The following is a 19342-nucleotide window of genomic DNA, read 5'->3' as shown; positions in this document are numbered from 1 at the left end:
AACCACTGAAAATTTATCCAGCGTTTTTGCGCCCGACAACACATGATCAGCACTGAACTCAAAACCACGATCCAGGGCGCCTATTCGCGTTTTCTAGAGGCCAAGAGCCTCAAACCGCGTTACGGCCAGCGCCTGATGATCGCTGAAATTGCCAAGGTCCTCGGGGATATCGACACCGACGACGAAGGCCGGCGCAGTGGCGACCCCGCGATTGTCGCGGTGGAAGCCGGCACCGGTACCGGCAAGACTGTGGCCTACAGTCTGGCCGCAATTCCTACGGCGAAACTGGCCGGCAAGCGCCTGGTGATCGCCACCGCGACCGTCGCGCTGCAAGAGCAGATCGTCTACAAGGACTTGCCCGACCTGATGCGCAACAGCGGGCTGAACTTCAGCTTCGCCCTGGCCAAGGGCCGGGGCCGCTACATGTGCCTGTCCAAGCTCGACATGCTGTTGCAGGAAGGTCACGCACAGACCGCCACGGCGCAGCTGTTCGAAGAGGAAGGCTTCAAGATCGAGGTCGATGAGGCCAGCCAGAAGCTGTTCACCAGCATGATCGAGAAACTTGCCGGCAATAAATGGGACGGCGACCGCGACAGCTGGCCCAACGCGCTGGAAGACGCCGACTGGGCGCGCCTGACCACCGATCACAGCCAGTGCACCAACCGCCATTGCCCGAACTTCGGCCAGTGCGCCTTCTACAAGGCCCGCGAAGGCATGGGCAAGGTCGACGTGATCGTCACCAACCACGACATGGTGCTCGCCGACCTGGCGCTGGGTGGCGGGGCGGTATTGCCCGATCCGCGCGACACCATTTATGTGTTCGACGAAGGTCATCACCTGCCGGACAAGGCCATCGGCCACTTCGCCCATTACACGCGTTTGCGTTCCACCGCCGACTGGCTGGAAACCACCGCCAAGAACCTCACCAAACTGTTGGCCCAGCATCCGCTGCCGGGCGACCTCGGCAAACTGATCGAGCAGGTGCCGGAGCTGGCGCGGGAGATCAAGACCCAGCAGCAATTCATGTTCACTGCCTGTGAACAGATCGCCGATTTTAAACCCGGCGAAGACGTCGAAGGCCGCGAGCGCCCACGCCATCGCTTCATCGGCGGGGTGATTCCCGAGCACATGCGCGAGATGGGCATCGAGCTGAAGAAAGGCTACTCACGTCTCAACGACCTGTTCACCCGTCTGACCGATCTGCTCAAGGAAGGCATGGACGGCGAGCTCAACATCGGCATCGCCAGCAACCAGGCCGAGGAATGGTATCCACTGTTCGGCAGCCTGTTGTCCCGTGCGTCCGGCAACTGGGAGCTGTGGACCGCGTTCACCGCCGAAGACCCGGAAGACAACCCGCCGATGGCCCGCTGGCTGACCTTGGCGGAAAGCGGTTCGCTGTTCGACATCGAGGTCAACGCCAGCCCGATCCTCGCCGCCGAAACCCTGCGCCGCAGCCTGTGGAACGTGGCTTACGGCTGCCTGGTGACCTCGGCGACGTTGACCGCGCTCGGCACGTTCGATCGTTTCCGCATGCGCGCCGGCCTGCCGAAGAAAGCCGTCACCGCCGTGGTGCCGAGCCCGTTCCATCACGCCGATGCCGGTGTGTTGCGGGTGCCGGACCTGAAAGCCGACCCGCGTGATGCCGCCGCTCACACCGCCGCGATCATCCGTGAGTTGCCGGATCTGGTCGAAGGTTCGCGTGGCACGCTGGTGCTGTTCTCGTCGCGTAAACAGATGCAGGACGTGTTCGATGGCCTCGATCGCGACTGGCGCAAGCAAGTGTTCATTCAAGGCAACCTGTCGAAACAGGAAACCCTGAACAAGCACAAGGCGCGGGTCGATGGCGGCGATTCCAGCGTGCTGTTCGGCCTCGCCAGTTTCGCCGAAGGGGTGGACTTGCCGGGTGCCTATTGCGAACACGTGGTGATCGCCAAGATTCCGTTCTCGGTACCGGACGATCCGGTCGAGGCCGCACTGTCGGAATGGATCGAAGCCCGGGGCGGCAATCCGTTCATGGAAATCTCGGTGCCCGACGCCTCGCTGAAACTGGTTCAGGCCTGCGGCCGTCTGCTGCGTACCGAAGAAGACCGCGGCACCATCACCTTGCTGGATCGGCGGCTGGTCACCCAGCGCTACGGCAAGGCGATCCTCAATGCGTTGCCTCCTTTCCGTCGTGAAATATCCTGAGACATCGGTGGGCAGTTTTGCCCGCCGCGTTGTCTATCTCTGCGCCATCGCTTTTCCATTGGCCATTGTTGGTCGTTAGGGAGAAATCCGTTCTCATGATTCGTCGTTCGTTGCCTGCCGTTTTTGCCCTGGTTTTCGCTGCGCCTTTGCTGGCGGCACCTGCCGGGCAGCAGACCTTGTTCAACTTTGTCCGCCCCGCCGACGTGGTGAAAGTCGCGACCGAAAACGCCGACCTGCCGCAAGCCAACGCCGAGCAGACGCCCGAGGGCGAAGTGCTGCGCCGGGTGACCTTCAATCCGGTGGCGCGCCCGACCTTGCGCCTGAGCCCGCAGACCGGTGCCTGGGACTGGTCGCAGTCCGGCATGATGAGCCTGCGCATCCAGAGCGCGATGAACTGGGCCGTGACCGTTTACGTACAAATCCAGAGCAACGATGGCAAGACCCTGGTCAGCCGCGTTGATCTGCCGGCCGGCCCGGCACAGACCTTGCTCGTACCGTTGACCGCGACCTCGCCGCTGAGCCAGGGCATGAAGGCCGGGCCGCTGATGCCAATGACCATCGACGGGCAGCGCGTGTTGCTGGCCAGCAGCAACGGTGAACTGGATCGCAGCCAGGTGGTGTCTGTCAGCCTGTCGATGGACCAGCCGAAAGCTGCGCAAAGCCTGTTGCTGGAGCGCTTTGGCGTGCAGGACGAGGGCGAGGTGATCAAAGCCGCCTACGGCAATCTGGTGGATGCCTACGGTCAGTCGACCCGCAGCAAATGGCCAGAGAAAGTCGCCAATGACGAACAACTGAAATCCGCCGCCGCCAAGGAACAGCAACAGCTGAAAACCTGGCTGGCCGAGCGCGAAAAGTCGTCGCTGGACAAGTTCGGCGGCTGGAGCAAAGGCCCGGCATTCAAGGCCAGTGGCTTTTTCCGCACCGAAAAACGTGATGGCCGCTGGTATCTGGTGACGCCGGAGGGCCATCCGTTCTATTCCCTGGGTGTGAACACCGTCAGCCCCGAGGTCAATCAGACTTACGTGGCCGGTCGCGAGTACATGTTCGAATCCCTGCCAAAACCTGAAGAGCCACTGGCCAGTCACTTCGGCGAGGGCGACAACCGTGGTGGTAATGGTTCCGATCAGGGCCGTGGCTACGGCAACGGACGCTGGTATGACTTCTATGGCGCCAACCTGCAACGCCTTTACGGCGAACCTTGCGTGACTCCGGCGGCGACTGAGCAAGCGCCTGCCACCCCGTGCAAAGCCACCATCGATGAGCAGAAGTGGGCCAGCCATACCCTCGACCGTCTGCAGGCGTGGGGCTTCAACACCGTCGGCAACTGGAGCGCACCGCAACTGAGCGACGCCGAGCGCGTGCCGTACACCTTGCCGCTGTCGATCGTCGGTGATTACACCAGCATCAGCACCGGCAACGACTGGTGGGGCGGCATGCCTGACCCGTTCGATCCGCGTTTCGCCATGGCCACCGAGCGCGCTGTGGCGATTGCTGCCCGCGATCACCGCGACGATCCGTGGCTGATCGGCTACTTCGCCGACAACGAACTGGCCTGGGCCGGTCCCGGTGATGATCCGAAGTCGCGTTACGCGCTGGCCTACGGCACGTTGAAAATGACCACGGACGTTCCGGCCAAGCGTGCGTTCCTCAAGCAATTGCGCGACAAGTACCGCAATCAGGCGGGGCTGTCGAAGGCCTGGGGCATCGATCTGCCGGCGTGGGAATTGATGGAAGACCCGGGTTTCGAAGCGCCGCTGCCGAACCCTGAGCACCCGGAAATCGAGGCCGACTTCAAATACTTCCAGAAGGTTTTCGCCGACACCTACTTCAAGACCATTTCCGATTCGCTGAAATGGCACGCGCCGAACCAGTTGCTGCTGGGCGGCCGGTTCGCCATCAGCACGCCGGAAGCCGTGGCCTCCTGCGCGCAGTATTGCGACGTGCTGAGCTTCAACATGTACACCCTGCAACCGCAGGACGGGTATGACTTCGCCGCGCTGCGCAGCCTCGACAAACCGGTGCTGATCACCGAGTTCAACTTCGGTTCGACCGATCGCGGTCCGTTCTGGGGCGGCGTGACGCCGTTGAGCAAGGAAGAAGACCGTGGCCCGGCCTACGCCAACTTCCTCAAGCAGGCGCTGAGCGAGCCGTCGATCGTTGGTGTGCACTGGTTCCAGTACCTCGACCAACCGGTGACCGGACGTCTGCTCGATGGTGAGAACGGCCACTTCGGTCTGGTCGGTGTGACCGACTTGCCGTACCAGGGTTTTGTCGAAACCGTGCGCAAGAGCAATCTGGCGACGATCGATCAACTCGGTAAAGAGGCCGCGAAGGCTGCAGCGGCGGCGGACAAGGCCGGTCACGAAACCGAAGGCGGGCGCAAAGGCGAGGCCGGCAAAGGTCCGGCGCAGGGCGCCGGCCATACCGGCGGGCATTCCGGCAACGGCCACTGAGACAGAACCGCCCGGCCCGCCGCTGTTCCCAAAACCCTCAAGGGCTGGAACAATGCGGGCCACTTTGTAGAGCGTTTTCGCGGGGGAGTTGCGGGTGCAGATTCAGGGACATTACGAGCTTCAATTCGAAGCGGTGCGCGAAGCCTTCGCCGCACTGTTCGACGATCCCCAGGAACGTGGCGCCGCGTTGTGCATCCGGGTCGGCGGCGAAACCGTCCTCGACCTCTGGTCCGGCACCGCCGACAAGGATGGCAGCGAAGCCTGGCACAGCGACACCATCGCCAACCTGTTTTCCTGCACCAAGACTTTTACTGCCGTCACCGCGCTGCAACTGGTCGCCGAAGGCAAGTTGCAACTCGATGTTCCGGTCGCCCGCTACTGGCCGGAATTCGCCGCCGCCGGCAAGGAATCCGTGACCCTGCGTCAACTGCTCTGCCATCAGGCCGGTCTGCCGGCCCTGCGCGAACTGTTGGCCCCCGAAGCCCTGTATGACTGGCAAACCATGGTCGACGCCCTCGCGGCCGAAGCACCGTGGTGGACGCCGGGCACCGGTCACGGTTATGCCGCGATCACCTACGGCTGGCTGATCGGTGAGTTGCTGCGGCGTGCCGACGGTCGCGGGCCTGGGGAATCAATTGTCGCGCGGGTCGCCAAACCCTTGGGGCTGGACTTCCATGTCGGCCTGGCCGACGAAGAATTCCATCGCGTGGCGCACATCGCACGGGGCAAGGGTAACGTCGGCGATGCCGCCGCCCAGCGCCTGTTGCAAGTCACCATGCGCGAGCCAACAGCCATGACCACTCGCGCCTTCACCAATCCGCCGTCGGTGCTCACCAGCACCAACAAACCGGAATGGCGGCGCATGCAGCAACCGGCGGCCAATGGCCACGGCAATGCGCGCAGCCTGGCCGGGTTCTATGCCGGTCTGCTCGACGGCAGCCTGCTGGAAAGCGAAATGCTCGACGAGCTGACCCGCGAACACAGCCTCGGCGAGGACAAGACCTTGCTGACCCGCACCCGTTTCGGTCTCGGCTGCATGCTCGATCAACCTGACGTGCCAAACGCCACCTACGGCCTCGGCCCCCGGGCGTTCGGGCATCCGGGGGCGGGCGGTTCCATCGGTTTTGCTGATCCGGAGCACGATGTCGCGTTCGGATTTGTGACAAATACCCTGGGGCCGTACGTCTTGATGGATCCGCGCGCGCAGAAGCTGGCGCGGGTACTTGCCACTTGTCTGTAAAGCGTTGCCAGAGGTTCCAGGGCCGGAACCTCGACCGGTTTTTCGATTCAAAGCGTCTGTTTATCCGGGCGAAAGTCCTCTGATTGTCCATTACTTATTTTTGTGGGTTACCAATGTCGTCCAAACAAACTCTCGCCCTGGCCCTGTGTTTCGCGATTACCGGTTGTGCACAGACTCCGAAGAATGACGCCGATGGCGGCAGCTGGTGGCCGTTCGGTTCTTCCGACAAAGTCGCGGCCAAGGAGCCGGCTCCGGCTCCTGCACCGTTGAAACCGGCCGCCACCGCACCGGTCGCTAAGACCGAGAGCAGCAGCCATTGGTACTGGCCGTTCGGTTCCGATGATTCGGCGGACAAGGCCAAGGCCGACGTGAAGCCCGAAGTGAAACCTGAAGCCAAGCCTGCCGTTGTCGCCAAGGCCGATGCCGACACCGGCACCAAGTGGTGGTGGCCGTTCGGCGGCAAGTCGCAGGACACCGCCAAAGTCGTGCCGATGCCAGATCCAAAGGTCACTCAGGCCTGGCTGGATGACTACGAGCCGCGTCTGCGCACGGCGATCAAGGACAGTAACCTGCAACTCGAACGCCGTGAAAACGTGCTGGTCGTGATCGCACCGGTTGAAGGCTCGTTCAACCCGGATCGCCCGGCCATGCTGCTGCCGGTCACTCTGGGCCCGTTCACCCGCGTGGCAAAAATCCTCGAAGCCGACCCGAAAACCGCCGTGCTGGTGCTCGGTCACAGCGACACCACCGGCGTAGCCCCGGCGAACACCAAACTGAGCCAGGAACGCGCTCAGGCCGTGGCAGCGATCTTCCGTCTCAGCGGCTTGCAGCGTGATCGCCTGATGCTGCGCGGCATGGGCTCCGAAGCGCCGCGTGCGGCCAACGACAGCGTTGAAGGCCGAGCACTGAACCGTCGTGTCGAACTGCTGGTGACCCCGCAAAACACCATGGTTGCGCTGCTGAGCAAGTACAACATGCCGGCTCCGGCGCCAGTGACCATGGTCGCTGCCCAGGACGTCAAGCCTGTCGCCAAACCGGTCACCCCGGCTCCGGCGGCGAAGAAAGCCGCAGTACCGGCGACCAAAAAGGCTCCGGCCAAGAAAGCGGCTGCCAAGGCTCCAGCGAAGAAAGCGCCAGCCAAGACTCCAGCCAAGAAAACCACGCCGGCCAAAGCCGCCGCAACCGACAAGAAAGTCGTTGCGACCGATGCCGCGAAACAGTGATCCGCTAACGAAAAGGAATGCGCCATGACCCAGGCTCTGGCAGATATGCGTCGTGATTACACCCGGGACGGCCTGACCGAGGCGCAAGCCCCGGCCGAGCCTTTCGCGCTGTTCCACCAGTGGTTCGCTGATGCGGTGAAAACCGAGCAGGCCCCGGTGGAAGCCAACGCCATGACCCTGGCCACGGTCGATGCGGACGGTCGTCCGCACTGCCGCATTCTGCTGCTCAAGGGCCTGGACGAGCAGGGCTTCACCTTCTTCACCAACTACGAAAGCGCCAAGGGCCAGCATCTGGCCGCGAATCCATTCGCGGCCATGACGTTCTTCTGGCCGACCCTGGAGCGCCAGGTGCGCATCGAAGGGCGAGTGGTGAAGGTCACGCCCGAGGAGTCCGACGCGTACTATCAAGTGCGCCCGCTGGGCAGCCGACTGGGCGCGTGGGCGTCACCGCAGAGCCGGGTGATCAACGGCCGGGGTGAACTGGAAGATTTGCTCAAGGCGACCGAGCAACGCTTCACCGACACCCAGCCCGACTGCCCGGAACACTGGGGCGGCTATCGCTTGCTCCCCGAGCGCATCGAATTCTGGCAGGGCCGCGCGAGCCGTCTGCACGATCGCCTCAACTACCGTTTGCAGGGCGCCGACTGGATTCTTGAACGTCTGGCACCTTAAGCAGTCTACCGAGCGGGATAGCCAGCCGCAGCGGCCTCAAGCCACTTCGGCAGGTCCCGACGCCTGATTTTCTGCGATCGGGCTTGCGCCAGCCGTTCGAGCATGTAGGCGCGTTTGCCTTCATCCTTGCCGGCCAGCGACAATGCCAGATCGCGGTCCATCCAGCGTTTGATCCGCACGTACAACCACCAGTGGAAGTACAAACCGGCGACGGTTGTGACGACAATGATGAAGTAATCCATGAAAATCCTTGGGGTCGGCGGCGCAAGCTATGTATTTTGGCGCTACTGTTGGGTGAGTTCGTGGAGGCCCTGTACCGGGCCTGAATGAAACCAAATTTATCCGGGCGGCGCCGTGACAGGCGTCAAGCTGCGGAGTTTAATGAATACCTGTCCTTTGGAGTTGATCCTATGCGTAAGTCTGTTCTGCTGGTTGCTTCCTTTTCCACGATAGCGATGTTGCTTACCGGCTGCCAATCGAGCCTGACCGGTGACTCCTACTCCCGTGACGAAGCGCGTCGTGTGCAGACGATTCGCATGGGCACCATCGAATCCCTGCGTCCGGTGAAAATCGAAGGCACCAAGACCCCGATCGGCGGCCTCGCCGGTGCAGCGGTGGGCGGTGTCGGCGGCAGCGCCATCGGCGGCGGCAAAGGCAGCATCGTTGCAGCCGTTATCGGTGCCGTGGCCGGCGGCCTGATCGGCTCGGCCACTGAAGAAGGCCTGACCCGTACCCAGGGCGTTGAAATCACCGTGCGCGAAGACGACGGCAGCATGCGCGCCTACGTGCAGCAAGTGCAGGAGAATGAAGTGTTCCGCGTCGGTGAGCGGGTACGGATTTCGACTGTTGGCGGGACCAGTCGCGTTTCGCACTAAGCGCGAAAGAACGGTAAAGGAAAACCCCGATCAGGTGACTGGTCGGGGTTTTTTGTTTGCCTTTGAATTGACGAATCAATATTCGGCACGGGTGCCCACAAAGTATTCCAAATCCTTTGGGAACCTGACGTTTAAAAGGTTCTCTAGCGCGGTTATCTGATCTTGATTCAACAACAACTCGCCCGGCTCGACCTCGCTAAGAGGTTTGGACTCTGAGAGCTGGGCAACTTTTTCATTCATCTCACTACCCGTGATATCCAGCTCGAATTGCAAAGAGTCGTCTTGAGCTTCATCAGGGAAAAAGCCGGTAATTGAAAGGTAGCGCATTAAGGTCAATCAGCCTGTCTGTCGGTATTAACTGTAGTCAAACGAAATTTGATAGTCGTTGGTGCTCAGAGCGATTTGATGTTGAAAGTACGGCTGAATGGTCGCAACCCACTTTTCGACGACGTTGAAGCTGCCATTATTGATGTTGCCCTCCACAGGAATGCCTAAGGCATTCAGTACTGATTCATCATCCCCCAGATCTTTTGACGACTCCTCGCCTTGGAATTGCTGGGTTGCTGTGTTGTACCACTCCAGTCTTAGTTCCAGTCCCATCTCTTCCTCACAGATATCTTTTTTTGATGCTTCTTTCTTTTATAGTCCCTTCGCGTTGCTCACCTGTGTAGGGATCGAAGGCTCCTAGGTGAGTTCCATCGCTTCTGTACATTTCTAACTCTCCATGTCTTGAGTCCCATTCGTAAATGTTCTTTCCTTTAGCATCAGTCCAGCGCTTACGAAGTCCTCCTCCACCCTGAACCGGATTCATGTCTTTAACTTTTTTCAGGTCTGGAAATGCGGTGATTTGGTCGGTCTTCGGCGGTTTATGGTAGCTATGGCCTGCGGGTGCCAAGCCTATGCGTGATGTGGTCAGTACAACGTATAACGGTTTTACCCCCGAACCTGCTGGAAACACCAATATGAAATCCCGATACTCCGGCGGGTAAACCGGGTTCACCAGAATCCCGTCCGCCGCTTTCGTCGGCGGATACACCCAGATATGCGGTGCCTGCGGAGCGGCTTCCAGCGCGGGTATTCCGAGAATGTCGGAACCGTCCACGGCGGGCGTCCAGATCAGTTCGATGCCTTCGCCGAGGTCTGCGACAAAGCGGTTATCGCGTGCGGTGAACTGCGCGACATCAACCATTTCCCAGTCGCGGTTCTTGCCGGTGTAGAAACCGTAACCCTTGAGGCTGCCGTCGGCCTGTTGTTCGACACGCAAGCGCACGCGGGTTCGAGCCTGTTTGAGGGCTAGCAACTGGTCTTCGGTGTAGAGGGCGCTGTCGCCCAGGTTCGATGGCATGAGCAACGCCACCAGCCCGACCAAAGGGGTCATGACGGCGGCGGAGGCCATGGCCGGGAATGCCTTGAAAGCTTCGCCGGCAAGGGCAAAGCTGCCCAGGCCCAATGGAATGGCAGTGCCGCTGATTTTCTTGAGTGCAACGCCACCGCTGTCATCGGCTTCACGGCCACCGAGCAGGATCAGGTCGCCGTAATCTTTCAGGCTGTCAGTCGGCACCATCCCCGAAGGACTCGAGTAATCGATGATCGCGTCCGGCAACTTGCAGGACTTGGCGAACACGCAGCCGGCACGCACCGGCTCAGGCTTGTTCGCCGCCACCTCACGGCTGCGCTCGAAGGCATCCTGTCTCGCCAGCATGGCGTCGTACTTGTTTTGTCGCTCGTCCTGATCGGCCAGCTCGGTGGCCGTCAGGTAGCGGTAGGTGGCGTGATGCCCGTCGCCTGCCGGTGGGTTGGGAACCCGGGGAATGTCCTTTTGACCAGCCACTGATTGTCCTTTCGTTCATGCATCGGCAGCCCCTCGAAAGGGGCTGCACGACGTTAACGAAGCAGGAAAATCGTGGCTGTAGGACGCGTCTCTAAAGACGTGGGGATTGTTCGCTACGGCATCAGGAAGGCAGTGCGGTGTTCTTTCTGCTCGCGGCCAAGGTCACCGCATAACCGATCAATGCAGCGAACACCGAGCCGGTAAGAATGCCCATCCGGTCCATTCCGGCGTATTCACTGGCACCCGGCACAAAGGCGAGGGAGCCGACAAACAGACTCATGGTGAAGCCGATCCCGCAGAGGATCGCCACGCCAAGCACCTGGCCCCAATTGGCGCCTTGGGGCAGGGCGGCGATGCCGGTCTTGACGGCGAGCCAGGTCAGGCCGAACACACCGATGGTTTTGCCCAGCAGCAGGCCCACCGCAATGCCCATCGGCACGTGGTGGGTGAAGCTTTCGGCGGTCACACCGGTCAGCGACAGGCCGGCGTTGGCGAAGGCGAACAGCGGCAAAATGCCGTAGGCGACCCACGGGTGCAGCGCGTGTTCCAGGGTCAGCAGCGGCGAAGGCTCGGCGTTTTTGGTGCGCAGCGGGATGCAGAACGCGAGGGTCACGCCGGCCAGCGTCGCATGGACACCGCTCTTGAGGACGCAGACCCACAGGATCAGGCCGATGATCATGTACGGCCCGAGCTTGACCACCCCGAGCCGGTTCATCGCCACCAGCGCCGCGATGCACGCCGCCGCCAGGCCCAGCGACAGGGTCGACAGTTCACCGGAATAGAAGATCGCGATGATCACGATGGCCCCGAGGTCATCGATGATCGCCAGGGTCATCAGGAACAGCTTCAGCGACACCGGCACTCGCTTGCCGAGCAAGGCCAGCACGCCGAGGGCGAAGGCGATGTCGGTGGCGGTCGGAATCGCCCAGCCGTCGAGGGCTGCCGGGTTGTCACGGTTGAGGAACCAGTAGATCAGCGCCGGCACCAGCATGCCGCCGATGGCCGCCGCACCGGGCAGGACGATCTGCGACGGTTTCGACAGCTGGCCGTCGAGCACCTCGCGCTTCACTTCCAGGCCGATCAGCAGGAAGAACAGCGCCATCAGGCCGTCGTTGATCCACAGCAGCAAGGGTTTGGCGATCTTCAACGCGCCGATCTGCGCCACCACCGGGGTGTCGAGCAGGCCGTTGTACAACCACGACAGCGGCGAGTTGTTGATGATTAAAGCCAGGATGGCCGCGGCGATCAGTAACAGACCGCTGGCAGCTTCCAACTGAAAGAAACGCGTGAAAGTGCTACGCAGAGGCAAGGTCGCTCTCCATCGATAAAGTCAAAAGGTGGGACACCCTAACCCGTACCGTTAGTTGTTAAAACAAAAGTTATATTCTTTTTTGTTATATGTGGTTACAGAGCGCCAGGTCGACGTGCAGCAGAGCCTAGCAGTTGCCCAAGGGATTGAAGCTCAGCTGTATCTGTTGGTGCAGTAGGATTTTTCCTAAGCTTGGGGACTGAGCCTGTGAAGGCACTTTTGCCCGATTCAACGAGATCAACAGCCATGAGCGACAACCGACAGTGGGCCCGCGAAGCCATCCGGATCATCGAAGCTGACTTCCAGCGCAGTGCCGACACGCACCTGATCCCCTTGCCGCTGCCGGGGTTTCCGGGCATCGAGTTGTACTTCAAGGACGAGTCCAGCCATCCCACCGGCAGCCTCAAGCACCGTCTGGCCCGTTCGCTGTTTCTCTACGCCTTGTGTAACGGCTGGCTCAAGCCCGGCGCCCCGGTGATCGAGGCGTCCAGCGGTTCGACGGCGATTTCCGAAGCGTACTTCGCGCGGATGCTGGGGCTGCCGTTCATTGCGGTGATGCCGGCGACCACGTCCAAGGAGAAAATCGCCCAGATCGCTTTCTATGGTGGCAAGAGTCATCTGGTGGACGATCCGACCCAGATCTACGCCGAATCCGAGCGTCTGGCCCGCGAACACGACGGGCACTTCATCGACCAGTTCACCTACGCCGAACGCGCCACCGACTGGCGGGCGAACAACAACATCGCCGAATCGATCTTCCAGCAGATGCGCTACGAGCAGCACCCGTGCCCGGCCTGGCTGATTTCCAGCCCCGGCACCGGCGGCACCACTGCGACCCTCGGTCGTTACGTGCGCTATCGCCAGCACTGCACCCGCGTGCTGTGCGCCGATGCCGAGCGTTCGGTGTTCTTCGACTTTTACCAGACCGGCGACGCCAGCCTGCGTCTGGACCACGGTTCGCGGATCGAAGGGATTGGCCGGCCACGGGTGGAGGCGTCGTTCCTGCCCAAGGTGATCGATGCGATGGTCAAGGTGCCGGATGCCTTGTCGCTGGCGGCCATGCATTACCTGGCGCAGCGTCTGGGGCGGCATGTGGGTGGGTCGAGCGGGACGAACCTGATCGGCGCGCTGATGGCGGCGCAGCAGATGAAAGCGGCGGGGGAGTCGGGGTCGATCGTGGCGATCCTGTGCGATGGCGGCGAGCGCTATGCGGACACCTATTACGATCAGGCGTGGCTCAAGGCGCAGGGCTATGAGCTGGATGGATTGATGGCGGCCGTGGCAGCGAGTGCCGAGAAAGGTGAGGCGCTGCCGGCCTCGGTTCTGCGCGCCAATATCTGACGCCGAAAACGACTGTGGGAGCGAATTCGCTCCCACAGGTTTTTGCATTGTTTCAGGTATTGCAGATCAGTCTTTCAGACCGAGGATGTCGCGTGCGACAGCTTCCGCGATACGAATCCCGTCAACACCCGCCGACAGAATCCCGCCCGCATAACCCGCGCCTTCACCGGCCGGGAACAGACCTTTGACGTTCATGCTCTGCAGCGTCTCATCACGAGTGATGCGCAGCGGCGACGAGGTGCGCGTCTCGATCCCGGTCAGCACCGCATCGTGCAGCGAATAACCGCGAATCTGCTTCTCGAACGCTGGCAGTGCTTCACGAATCGCTTCGATGGCAAAGTCCGGCAGCGCCAGGGCCAGATCGCCCAGCGCGACCCCCGGTTTGTACGACGGCTCGACTTCGCCCAGTTCGGTCGAAGGAATGTCGTTGATGAAGTCGCCGACCAGTTGCGCTGGCGCCTTGTAGTCGCTGCCGCCGAGGATGAAGGCGTGGGACTCCAGACGTTCCTGCAACTCGATTCCCGCCAGCGGGCCGCCCGGATAATCGACTTCCGGGGTGATGCCGACGACGATGCCGGAGTTGGCGTTGCGCTCGTTACGCGAGTACTGGCTCATGCCGTTGGTGACCACGCGATTCGGCTCGGAGGTCGCGGCGACCACGGTGCCGCCCGGGCACATGCAGAAGCTGTAGACCGAACGGCCGTTCTTGGCGTGGTGCACCAGTTTGTAGTCGGCGGCTCCCAACTTGGGGTGACCGGCGTATTTGCCCAGTCGCGCACGGTCGATCAGCGATTGCGGGTGCTCGATCCGGAAACCCACCGAGAACGGCTTGGCTTCCATGAACACGCCACGGCTGTGGAGCATGCGGAACGTATCGCGGGCGCTGTGGCCGAGGGCCAGGACCACGTGTTTCGAATGCAGGGTTTCGCCGCTGGCCAACTCGACGCCGACCAGTTGGCCGTCTTCGATCAGCACGTCGGTGACGCGCTCCTGGAAGCGTACTTCACCGCCCAGGGCGCGGATCTCTTCACGCATGGTCTCGACCATGCCGGTCAGGCGGAATGTACCGATGTGCGGCTTGCTGACGTAGAGAATTTCTTCCGGCGCGCCGGCCTTGACGAACTCGTGCAAGACTTTGCGGCCGAGGAATTTCGGATCCTTGATCTGGCTGTACAGCTTGCCGTCGGAGAACGTGCCCGCGCCGCCTTCGCCGAACTGCACGTTGGACTCGGGGTTGAGCACGCTTTTGCGCCACAGGCCCCAGGTGTCCTTGGTGCGCTGGCGCACTTCGGTGCCGCGTTCAAGGATGATCGGCTTGAAGCCCATCTGGGCCAGTAGCAGGCCGGCGAAGATCCCGCACGGGCCGAAACCGACCACGATCGGACGCTGGCTCAGGTCGCTCGGCGCCTGGCCGACGAATTTGTAGCTGACATCCGGCGCCACGTTGACGTTGCGGTCATCGGCGAACTTGCCCAGCACTTTCGCCTCGTCGCGCACTTCGAGGTCGATGGTGTAGATGAAGCACAGTTCGGAGGACTTTTTGCGCGCATCGTAGCTGCGCTTGAACAAGGTGAAATCGAGCAGGTCATCGCTGGCGATGCCCAGGCGTTGCACGATTGCAACGCGCAAGTCTTCGTCGGGATGGTCGATCGGCAGCTTGAGTTCAGTGATTCGTAACATGACAGGATCCGGTTCGCGGGGCGCACAACTGCGCCAGGGCGTTTGAAGGCGGCGATTATAAGCCGCAACGGCCGGATCCCGTGAGGGTAAAACGATCAGTCGTTGCGCGAACCGCCGAAATACCCGCAACCGCGCTGCACCTTGCCGTCGATACGCAGCTCGGCACTCATGTGCTGCACGCTGCCGGTGTTGCTGTCGACGCAACGCTGCGGCGCCACCCACAGCTCAAGGCGCTGGTTGTTGGCTTCGCTGCTGAGGTTGAAACGGCCGTCGCCCAGTTGTTCTTCGACATAGGGCACGGCGAGCGGTGGCTGGCCTTCGCGGTCGATGACCATGCCTTTGCCGCTGACTTTTACATTCCACTCTGGGCCATGGCCGGCAGCGCGCAGGATCAGTTGCTTGAAGTTCGGATCATCGCAAGCGGTGCCGGAGCGTTCGACGCGGTACAACTGGCTCAGGTCGAGACGGTCACCGGCGATCTTCCCGCGCACATCGGCGAACAGCTTGCCCTGTTGATCGGCCAGTGTGGCGGCCTCTTGCAGGACGCTGGTGCCGCCGATGTCATTGACCACGTATTGGCGCTGCTCGCCGCAGGCCTGGAACACCAGTTTGCCGTCGGCAGCGGTCAGTTGCCCCTGCATCCGCGTCTGGCCGACGTGGGAGGCGCTTTCCCGCGCACCATCGAACAACTGGCACGCGGCAAACATAGGGAGCAGGGCAACAACGATCAAGGAACGGGCAACACGCATCTTTGGCTCTCCAGACAAGTGCCGCCACGTTACGCAGGCTGACCGTTCATCACAAGGGTTTAGCCCACGTGAAATGTCTGACCTGTCTGCAAGCCTTCGACACTTTTGGCGTAGGCCAATGCCACATCCGCCGCAGGAACCGGCTTGTAGCCGCGGAAGTACGGGGCGTAGCTGCCCATGGCTTCCACCAGCACGGTCGGGCTGATCGAGTTCACGCGCAGGCCACGTGGCAGCTCGATGGCGGCGGCGCGGACGAAGCTGTCCAGCGCACCGTTGACCAGTGCAGCCGAAGCACCGCTGCGGATCGGGTCGTGGCTGAGGACGCCGGTGGTGAAGGTGAACGACGCGCCGTCGTTGGCGAATTCGCGGCCGATCAGCAGCAGATTGACCTGGCCCATCAGTTTGTCTTTCAAGCCGAGGGCGAAGCTGTCTTCGTTCATTTCACCCAGTGGGGCGAAGGTCACGTTGCCGGCGGCGCAGACCAGGGCGTCGAACTTGCCGGTCTGTTCGAACAGCTTGCGGATCGATGCGCTGTCGCTGATATCCACCTGGAAATCGCCACTGTTGCGACCGATGCGAATGACTTCGTGACGCTGCGACAGTTCTTTGTCCACGGCCGAACCGATGGTGCCGCCTGCGCCGATCAACAGAATTTTCATCGTGCTTGCCTCAAGTGATTGAACGAGGTTTCAGTCTAGAGTGGTTTTTTCTGCTGATAAGCGCGCTAATGGGCAACCTTTGGTTTTCAAATGGAAACAATCCATGAGCGAGATGGATGATCTGGCGGCGTTCGCGGTGTTGATCGAGGCGGGCAGCTTTACCTTGGCGGCGCAGCAATTGGGGTGCAGCAAGGGGCAGTTGTCCAAGCGCATCAGTCAGTTGGAAACACGGTTTTCCGTGGTATTGCTGCAGCGTACGACACGTCGGCTGAGCCTGACAGCGGCGGGGGCGGCGCTGTTACCGCAGGCCCAGGCACTTGTAGTCCAGGTCGAAAGGGCGCGTCAGGCATTGGCGCGATTGAAGGACGACATGGCCGGTCCCGTGCGTATGACGGTGCCGGTGTCGCTGGGGGAAACGTTCTTCGATGGACTGCTGCTGGAGTTCTCCCAGAAATATCCGGAAGTGCAGATTGAGCTGGAGTTGAACAACAGCTACCGCGATCTCTCCCGCGACGGCTTCGATCTGGCTATTCGCACGGAAGTCGCCAACGACGAGCGACTGGTAGCCAAGCCCTTGCTTGCCTGGCAGGAAATGACCTGTGCCAGTCCGGCGTATCTTGAGCGTTTCGGCGAGCCGCTGACGCCGCAGGCACTGGTCGAACACCGTTGCCTGCTCAACAGTCACTACAGCGGTCGTGAGGAATGGCTGTATCACCAGCAGCACGAATTGTTGCGGGTACGGGTGTCGGGGCCGTTCGCCAGCAATCACTACAACCTGTTGAAGAAAGCCGCACTGGCGGGCGCCGGCATTGCCCGTTTGCCGTCCTATCTGTTGCAGGCGGAATTGGCTGACGGCCGATTGCGCTGGCTCCTTCGTGATTTTCAGACCCGGCGCATGCCGATGTACCTGGTGCATCCGTATCAGGGCGGGCTGCCGAAACGGACCCAAGTGCTGGCGGACTATCTGATCGGCTGGTTCAAGCGCAGCGGCGAGGCGCTGGACCGGCTTCAGCGGTAACGCCGGGCGATCAGATGATCGATCGACAGTTTGCCCGGCCCGGTGGTCATCAGGTACAGCAGAACGGCGGCCCAGGTGCCGTGAGTCGGGTAGGCGTCGGGGTACACGAACAGCTCGATGACCAGCGTCATGCCCAGCAATGCCAGCGCCGAAAACCGAGTGGCGAAGCCGACGAGGATCAGGATCGGGAAAAAGTGTTCGGCGAACGCTGCCAGGTGAGCGGCAATTTCCGGTGACACCAGCGGCACGTGGTATTCGCTCTGGAACAACGGAATCGTCGAGTCGGCCAGGTGCGGCCAGCCGATCTGAAACGTACCGTCGATCAGGTCGATGGCCAGTCCCTCGACCTTGGTCTGCCCGGATTTCCAGAACACCGCCGCGATGGAAAACCGCGCGATGAAGGCGATCAGGCTGTGTGGGATTTTTTCCAGCAGTGCAATGGCGCGGGTAACGAGGCTGTTCATGGCGAAACCTTTGGGTGGAAATGTGTGAGGGCATGGCGGCTGATCAGCAGGGCCAGGGTCTGGCTGAGGTCGAAGGCTTCAGCGGATTCCAGTGCCTGGGTGAGTGACAGGCCGGCCTTGAGCTGACGAATGAACTGGCTGGCGCCGTGATCCACGGCGAACACCTCGACCTCCAGGCCGTTGCGCAGGATCAACGCCTGTTGGGCCTGATTCAGGTCGATCCCGGCCAGCGTGGCGTCGCGCTGATGTGCGGCCCAGATATCCACCACGGAAGGCTGAATCGAGCACCTGCAGGGACGGATGCAGACCGATTCGCAGACTGCTCAGTCCATCCTGATCAGCGAAGGCAGCGGCGATCTGTTCCTGGCTCAGCGGCGATGCATCGGCAGCGTGATAGGCCAGCGTGCGCAAGCGCTCCAACCGCGCGACATCGGCCAGGTATGGAACGCTCGATGCCGGTTCGAACCCGCTGATGAAGTCCGCCAGATCACTGCCGTAGTCGCTCATCAACGGACTGTGTGGTGGATGGTTTTGAATGAAAATTCCGGCCATGGCGCGGAAGAATTCTTCTCCCACCAACTGCATCACCACGGGATAACTGTCGGCCAGTACATTGCTCAACGAACCCTGCACGTTGTTGCGGTACACCGCGAATCGACTGGCCGGATCGGCCCCATTGGCGCTGCACAAACCGTCGGGGCAGGGCAGGCCAACATCGAGAAGAGCTGCGCTGAAAGTGGCTTGGATACTCATGGCCGACCTCCTGCGACAAGCAGAAGCTCATCGGCCTGTTGCGCCTCGGCCAACAGTACGTTGAAGGCCGGCACCCGATTGTCCCGCTCGATCAACGTCGCAACCGGGCCGACGCGTTCCAGCGCTTGCCGGTACAACGACCAGACGGCCTGATCGATCGGTGCTCCGTGATCGTCGATCAGCAAGCGATCACCGAGGCTGTCGGAATCTTCGGCAAAACCCGCGAGATGAATCTCGCCGACGGCGTGCAATGGCAGTGCGTCGAGGTAGGCCAGGGGATCGCGCTGATGGTTGATGCACGAGACGTAGACGTTGTTCACGTCCAGCAACAAACCGCAGCCGCTGCGCTGGATCACTTCACGGATGAAATCCGCTTCGTCGATCGTCGAGCGCTGGAATGCCAGATACGTCGCCGGGTTTTCCAGCAGCATCGGGCGCTTGAGAGTGTTCTGCACCTGGTCGATGTGATCGCAGACGCGATTCAGCGTCGGCGTGTCGTACGCCAGGGGCAATAGATCATTGAGAAACACCGGGCCGTGGCTCGACCAGGCCAGGTGTTCGGAAAAGGATTGGGGTTGATAACGCTCGATCAGCGTACTCAGGCGTTTGAGGTGTTGAACATCCAGCGGGCCTTCGGCACCGATGGACAGGCCGACGCCATGCAGCGACAGCGGATACGCCTCGCGGATCAAACCCAGAAAGTGATGGAACGGGCCGCCGGCCACCATGTAGTTTTCGGCGTGGACTTCGAAGAAACCGATGTCCGGTAAAGAACCGAGCACTTCACGAAAGTGCCCGGTCTTGAGCCCCAGCCCGGCACGGGGCGGGAGCCCGGGGAGGGCTGCCCGAGTGCGGGTGGAGGCATGGTCGCAGGAAGTGATCATGATC

18 protein-coding genes and 1 pseudogene are annotated in these 19342 nt (G+C 61.5%); 8 read left to right on the top strand and 11 right to left on the bottom strand.

Features of this window, described 5'->3' with window-relative positions; translation table 11 throughout:
- Positions 1–42 precede the first annotated feature (42 nt).
- The 5 genes from dinG (at position 43) to pdxH (ending at position 7775) form a co-directional block, all read left to right on the top strand.
- On the top strand, positions 43–2187 hold the full coding sequence (dinG, locus tag AC07VV_RS14200; protein WP_495036563.1) for an ATP-dependent DNA helicase DinG: 2145 nt from the start codon (positions 43–45) through the stop codon (positions 2185–2187).
- 95 nt (positions 2188–2282) lie between these two features.
- Positions 2283–4640, top strand: coding sequence for a beta-agarase (locus tag AC07VV_RS14195; protein ID WP_495036562.1), 2358 nt, complete (start codon positions 2283–2285; stop codon positions 4638–4640).
- A gap of 94 nt (positions 4641–4734) precedes the next feature.
- On the top strand, positions 4735–5880 hold the full coding sequence (locus AC07VV_RS14190; RefSeq protein ID WP_493065390.1) for a serine hydrolase domain-containing protein: 1146 nt from the start codon (positions 4735–4737) through the stop codon (positions 5878–5880).
- A 113-nt stretch (positions 5881–5993) separates the two neighbouring features.
- Positions 5994–7103 (top strand): OmpA family protein, encoded by a 1110-nt coding sequence (locus AC07VV_RS14185; RefSeq protein WP_495036561.1) that lies wholly within the window; start codon positions 5994–5996, stop codon positions 7101–7103.
- Positions 7104–7127: 24 nt separating this feature from the next.
- Entirely contained in the window at positions 7128–7775 is a 648-nt protein-coding gene (pdxH, locus tag AC07VV_RS14180; RefSeq protein WP_096819525.1) for a pyridoxamine 5'-phosphate oxidase, read from the top strand.
- Positions 7776–7780: 5 nt separating this feature from the next.
- Here pdxH and AC07VV_RS14175 read toward each other — a convergent pair whose 3' ends face one another.
- Positions 7781–8017 carry a hypothetical protein gene (locus AC07VV_RS14175; RefSeq protein ID WP_085712943.1) on the bottom strand — a complete coding sequence of 79 codons (237 nt, stop codon included), beginning with the start codon at positions 8015–8017 and terminating at the stop codon, positions 7781–7783.
- Positions 8018–8185: 168 nt separating this feature from the next.
- On the opposite strand from AC07VV_RS14175, the gene AC07VV_RS14170 reads away from it, so the two are divergent.
- Positions 8186–8650 (top strand): outer membrane lipoprotein, encoded by a 465-nt coding sequence (locus AC07VV_RS14170; protein ID WP_495036560.1) that lies wholly within the window; start codon positions 8186–8188, stop codon positions 8648–8650.
- 75 nt (positions 8651–8725) lie between these two features.
- Here AC07VV_RS14170 and AC07VV_RS14165 read toward each other — a convergent pair whose 3' ends face one another.
- From AC07VV_RS14165 to nhaA, 4 genes are all read right to left on the bottom strand, one after another.
- Positions 8726–8977, bottom strand: coding sequence for a pyocin S6 family toxin immunity protein (locus AC07VV_RS14165; protein ID WP_495036559.1), 252 nt, complete (start codon positions 8975–8977; stop codon positions 8726–8728).
- A 27-nt stretch (positions 8978–9004) separates the two neighbouring features.
- Positions 9005–9250, bottom strand: a complete 246-nt coding sequence (locus AC07VV_RS14160; protein ID WP_495036558.1) for a colicin E3-like toxin immunity protein — start codon at positions 9248–9250, stop codon at positions 9005–9007.
- A gap of 7 nt (positions 9251–9257) precedes the next feature.
- Entirely contained in the window at positions 9258–10481 is a 1224-nt protein-coding gene (locus tag AC07VV_RS14155; RefSeq protein ID WP_495036557.1) for an S-type pyocin domain-containing protein, read from the bottom strand.
- 121 nt (positions 10482–10602) lie between these two features.
- Positions 10603–11790 carry a Na+/H+ antiporter NhaA gene (gene nhaA / locus AC07VV_RS14150; RefSeq protein ID WP_495036556.1) on the bottom strand — a complete coding sequence of 396 codons (1188 nt, stop codon included), beginning with the start codon at positions 11788–11790 and terminating at the stop codon, positions 10603–10605.
- Between the two features lie 246 nt (positions 11791–12036).
- Here nhaA and AC07VV_RS14145 point away from each other — a divergent pair, with 246 nt between their 5' ends.
- A complete protein-coding gene (locus AC07VV_RS14145) occupies positions 12037–13131 on the top strand; it encodes a PLP-dependent cysteine synthase family protein (protein ID WP_096819518.1) in 1095 nt (364 codons plus the stop codon).
- Positions 13132–13197: 66 nt separating this feature from the next.
- Here AC07VV_RS14145 and AC07VV_RS14140 read toward each other — a convergent pair whose 3' ends face one another.
- The 3 genes from AC07VV_RS14140 to AC07VV_RS14130 all read right to left on the bottom strand — a co-directional run bounded on the left by AC07VV_RS14140 (position 13198) and on the right by AC07VV_RS14130 (position 16219).
- A complete protein-coding gene (locus AC07VV_RS14140; protein ID WP_493071758.1) occupies positions 13198–14811 on the bottom strand; it encodes an NAD(P)/FAD-dependent oxidoreductase in 1614 nt (537 codons plus the stop codon).
- A 95-nt stretch (positions 14812–14906) separates the two neighbouring features.
- Entirely contained in the window at positions 14907–15560 is a 654-nt protein-coding gene (locus tag AC07VV_RS14135) for a COG3650 family protein (protein ID WP_495036555.1), read from the bottom strand.
- A 59-nt stretch (positions 15561–15619) separates the two neighbouring features.
- On the bottom strand, positions 15620–16219 hold the full coding sequence (locus AC07VV_RS14130; protein ID WP_495036554.1) for a short chain dehydrogenase: 600 nt from the start codon (positions 16217–16219) through the stop codon (positions 15620–15622).
- A gap of 103 nt (positions 16220–16322) precedes the next feature.
- Between AC07VV_RS14130 and AC07VV_RS14125 the strand changes: the two genes are divergently transcribed.
- Entirely contained in the window at positions 16323–17237 is a 915-nt protein-coding gene (locus tag AC07VV_RS14125) for a LysR family transcriptional regulator (protein ID WP_495036553.1), read from the top strand.
- Here the strand turns inward: AC07VV_RS14125 and AC07VV_RS14120 are convergent.
- The 3 genes and pseudogenes from AC07VV_RS14120 to bufB all read right to left on the bottom strand — a co-directional run bounded on the left by AC07VV_RS14120 (position 17228) and on the right by bufB (position 19338).
- Positions 17228–17701, bottom strand: coding sequence for a DoxX family protein (locus tag AC07VV_RS14120; RefSeq protein ID WP_495036552.1), 474 nt, complete (start codon positions 17699–17701; stop codon positions 17228–17230). The two genes, AC07VV_RS14125 and AC07VV_RS14120, sit on opposite strands and share 10 nt — an antisense overlap.
- Positions 17698–18454 (bottom strand): annotated as a pseudogene (locus tag AC07VV_RS14115) (HvfC/BufC N-terminal domain-containing protein). The gene AC07VV_RS14120 and the pseudogene AC07VV_RS14115 overlap by 4 nt, the downstream one beginning before the upstream one ends.
- Positions 18451–19338, bottom strand: a complete 888-nt coding sequence (gene bufB / locus AC07VV_RS14110) for an MNIO family bufferin maturase (RefSeq protein ID WP_495036551.1) — start codon at positions 19336–19338, stop codon at positions 18451–18453. The pseudogene AC07VV_RS14115 and the gene bufB overlap by 4 nt, the downstream one beginning before the upstream one ends.
- Positions 19339–19342: the final 4 nt, after the last annotated feature.

This window comes from Pseudomonas sp. GW821-FHT02C04, assembly GCF_059421845.1.
Note: the sequence above shows the minus strand (reverse complement) of the source record. Positions and strands in the feature narration are given on the sequence as shown.

What these genes read in the sequence shown, in the direction of transcription:
- dinG (WP_495036563.1), top strand. Translation starts at nt 43, where the DNA reads ATGATCAGCACTGAACTCAAAACCACGATCCAGGGCGCCTATTCGCGT.
- AC07VV_RS14195 (WP_495036562.1), top strand. Translation starts at nt 2,283, where the DNA reads ATGATTCGTCGTTCGTTGCCTGCCGTTTTTGCCCTGGTTTTCGCTGCG.
- AC07VV_RS14185 (WP_495036561.1), top strand. Translation starts at nt 5,994, where the DNA reads ATGTCGTCCAAACAAACTCTCGCCCTGGCCCTGTGTTTCGCGATTACC.
- pdxH (WP_096819525.1), top strand. Translation starts at nt 7,128, where the DNA reads ATGACCCAGGCTCTGGCAGATATGCGTCGTGATTACACCCGGGACGGC.
- AC07VV_RS14175 (WP_085712943.1), bottom strand. Translation starts at nt 8,017, where the DNA reads ATGGATTACTTCATCATTGTCGTCACAACCGTCGCCGGTTTGTACTTC.
- AC07VV_RS14170 (WP_495036560.1), top strand. Translation starts at nt 8,186, where the DNA reads ATGCGTAAGTCTGTTCTGCTGGTTGCTTCCTTTTCCACGATAGCGATG.
- AC07VV_RS14165 (WP_495036559.1), bottom strand. Translation starts at nt 8,977, where the DNA reads ATGCGCTACCTTTCAATTACCGGCTTTTTCCCTGATGAAGCTCAAGAC.
- AC07VV_RS14160 (WP_495036558.1), bottom strand. Translation starts at nt 9,250, where the DNA reads ATGGGACTGGAACTAAGACTGGAGTGGTACAACACAGCAACCCAGCAA.
- AC07VV_RS14145 (WP_096819518.1), top strand. Translation starts at nt 12,037, where the DNA reads ATGAGCGACAACCGACAGTGGGCCCGCGAAGCCATCCGGATCATCGAA.
- AC07VV_RS14140 (WP_493071758.1), bottom strand. Translation starts at nt 14,811, where the DNA reads ATGTTACGAATCACTGAACTCAAGCTGCCGATCGACCATCCCGACGAA.
- AC07VV_RS14135 (WP_495036555.1), bottom strand. Translation starts at nt 15,560, where the DNA reads ATGCGTGTTGCCCGTTCCTTGATCGTTGTTGCCCTGCTCCCTATGTTT.
- AC07VV_RS14130 (WP_495036554.1), bottom strand. Translation starts at nt 16,219, where the DNA reads ATGAAAATTCTGTTGATCGGCGCAGGCGGCACCATCGGTTCGGCCGTG.
- AC07VV_RS14125 (WP_495036553.1), top strand. Translation starts at nt 16,323, where the DNA reads ATGAGCGAGATGGATGATCTGGCGGCGTTCGCGGTGTTGATCGAGGCG.
- AC07VV_RS14120 (WP_495036552.1), bottom strand. Translation starts at nt 17,701, where the DNA reads ATGAACAGCCTCGTTACCCGCGCCATTGCACTGCTGGAAAAAATCCCA.
- bufB (WP_495036551.1), bottom strand. Translation starts at nt 19,338, where the DNA reads ATGATCACTTCCTGCGACCATGCCTCCACCCGCACTCGGGCAGCCCTC.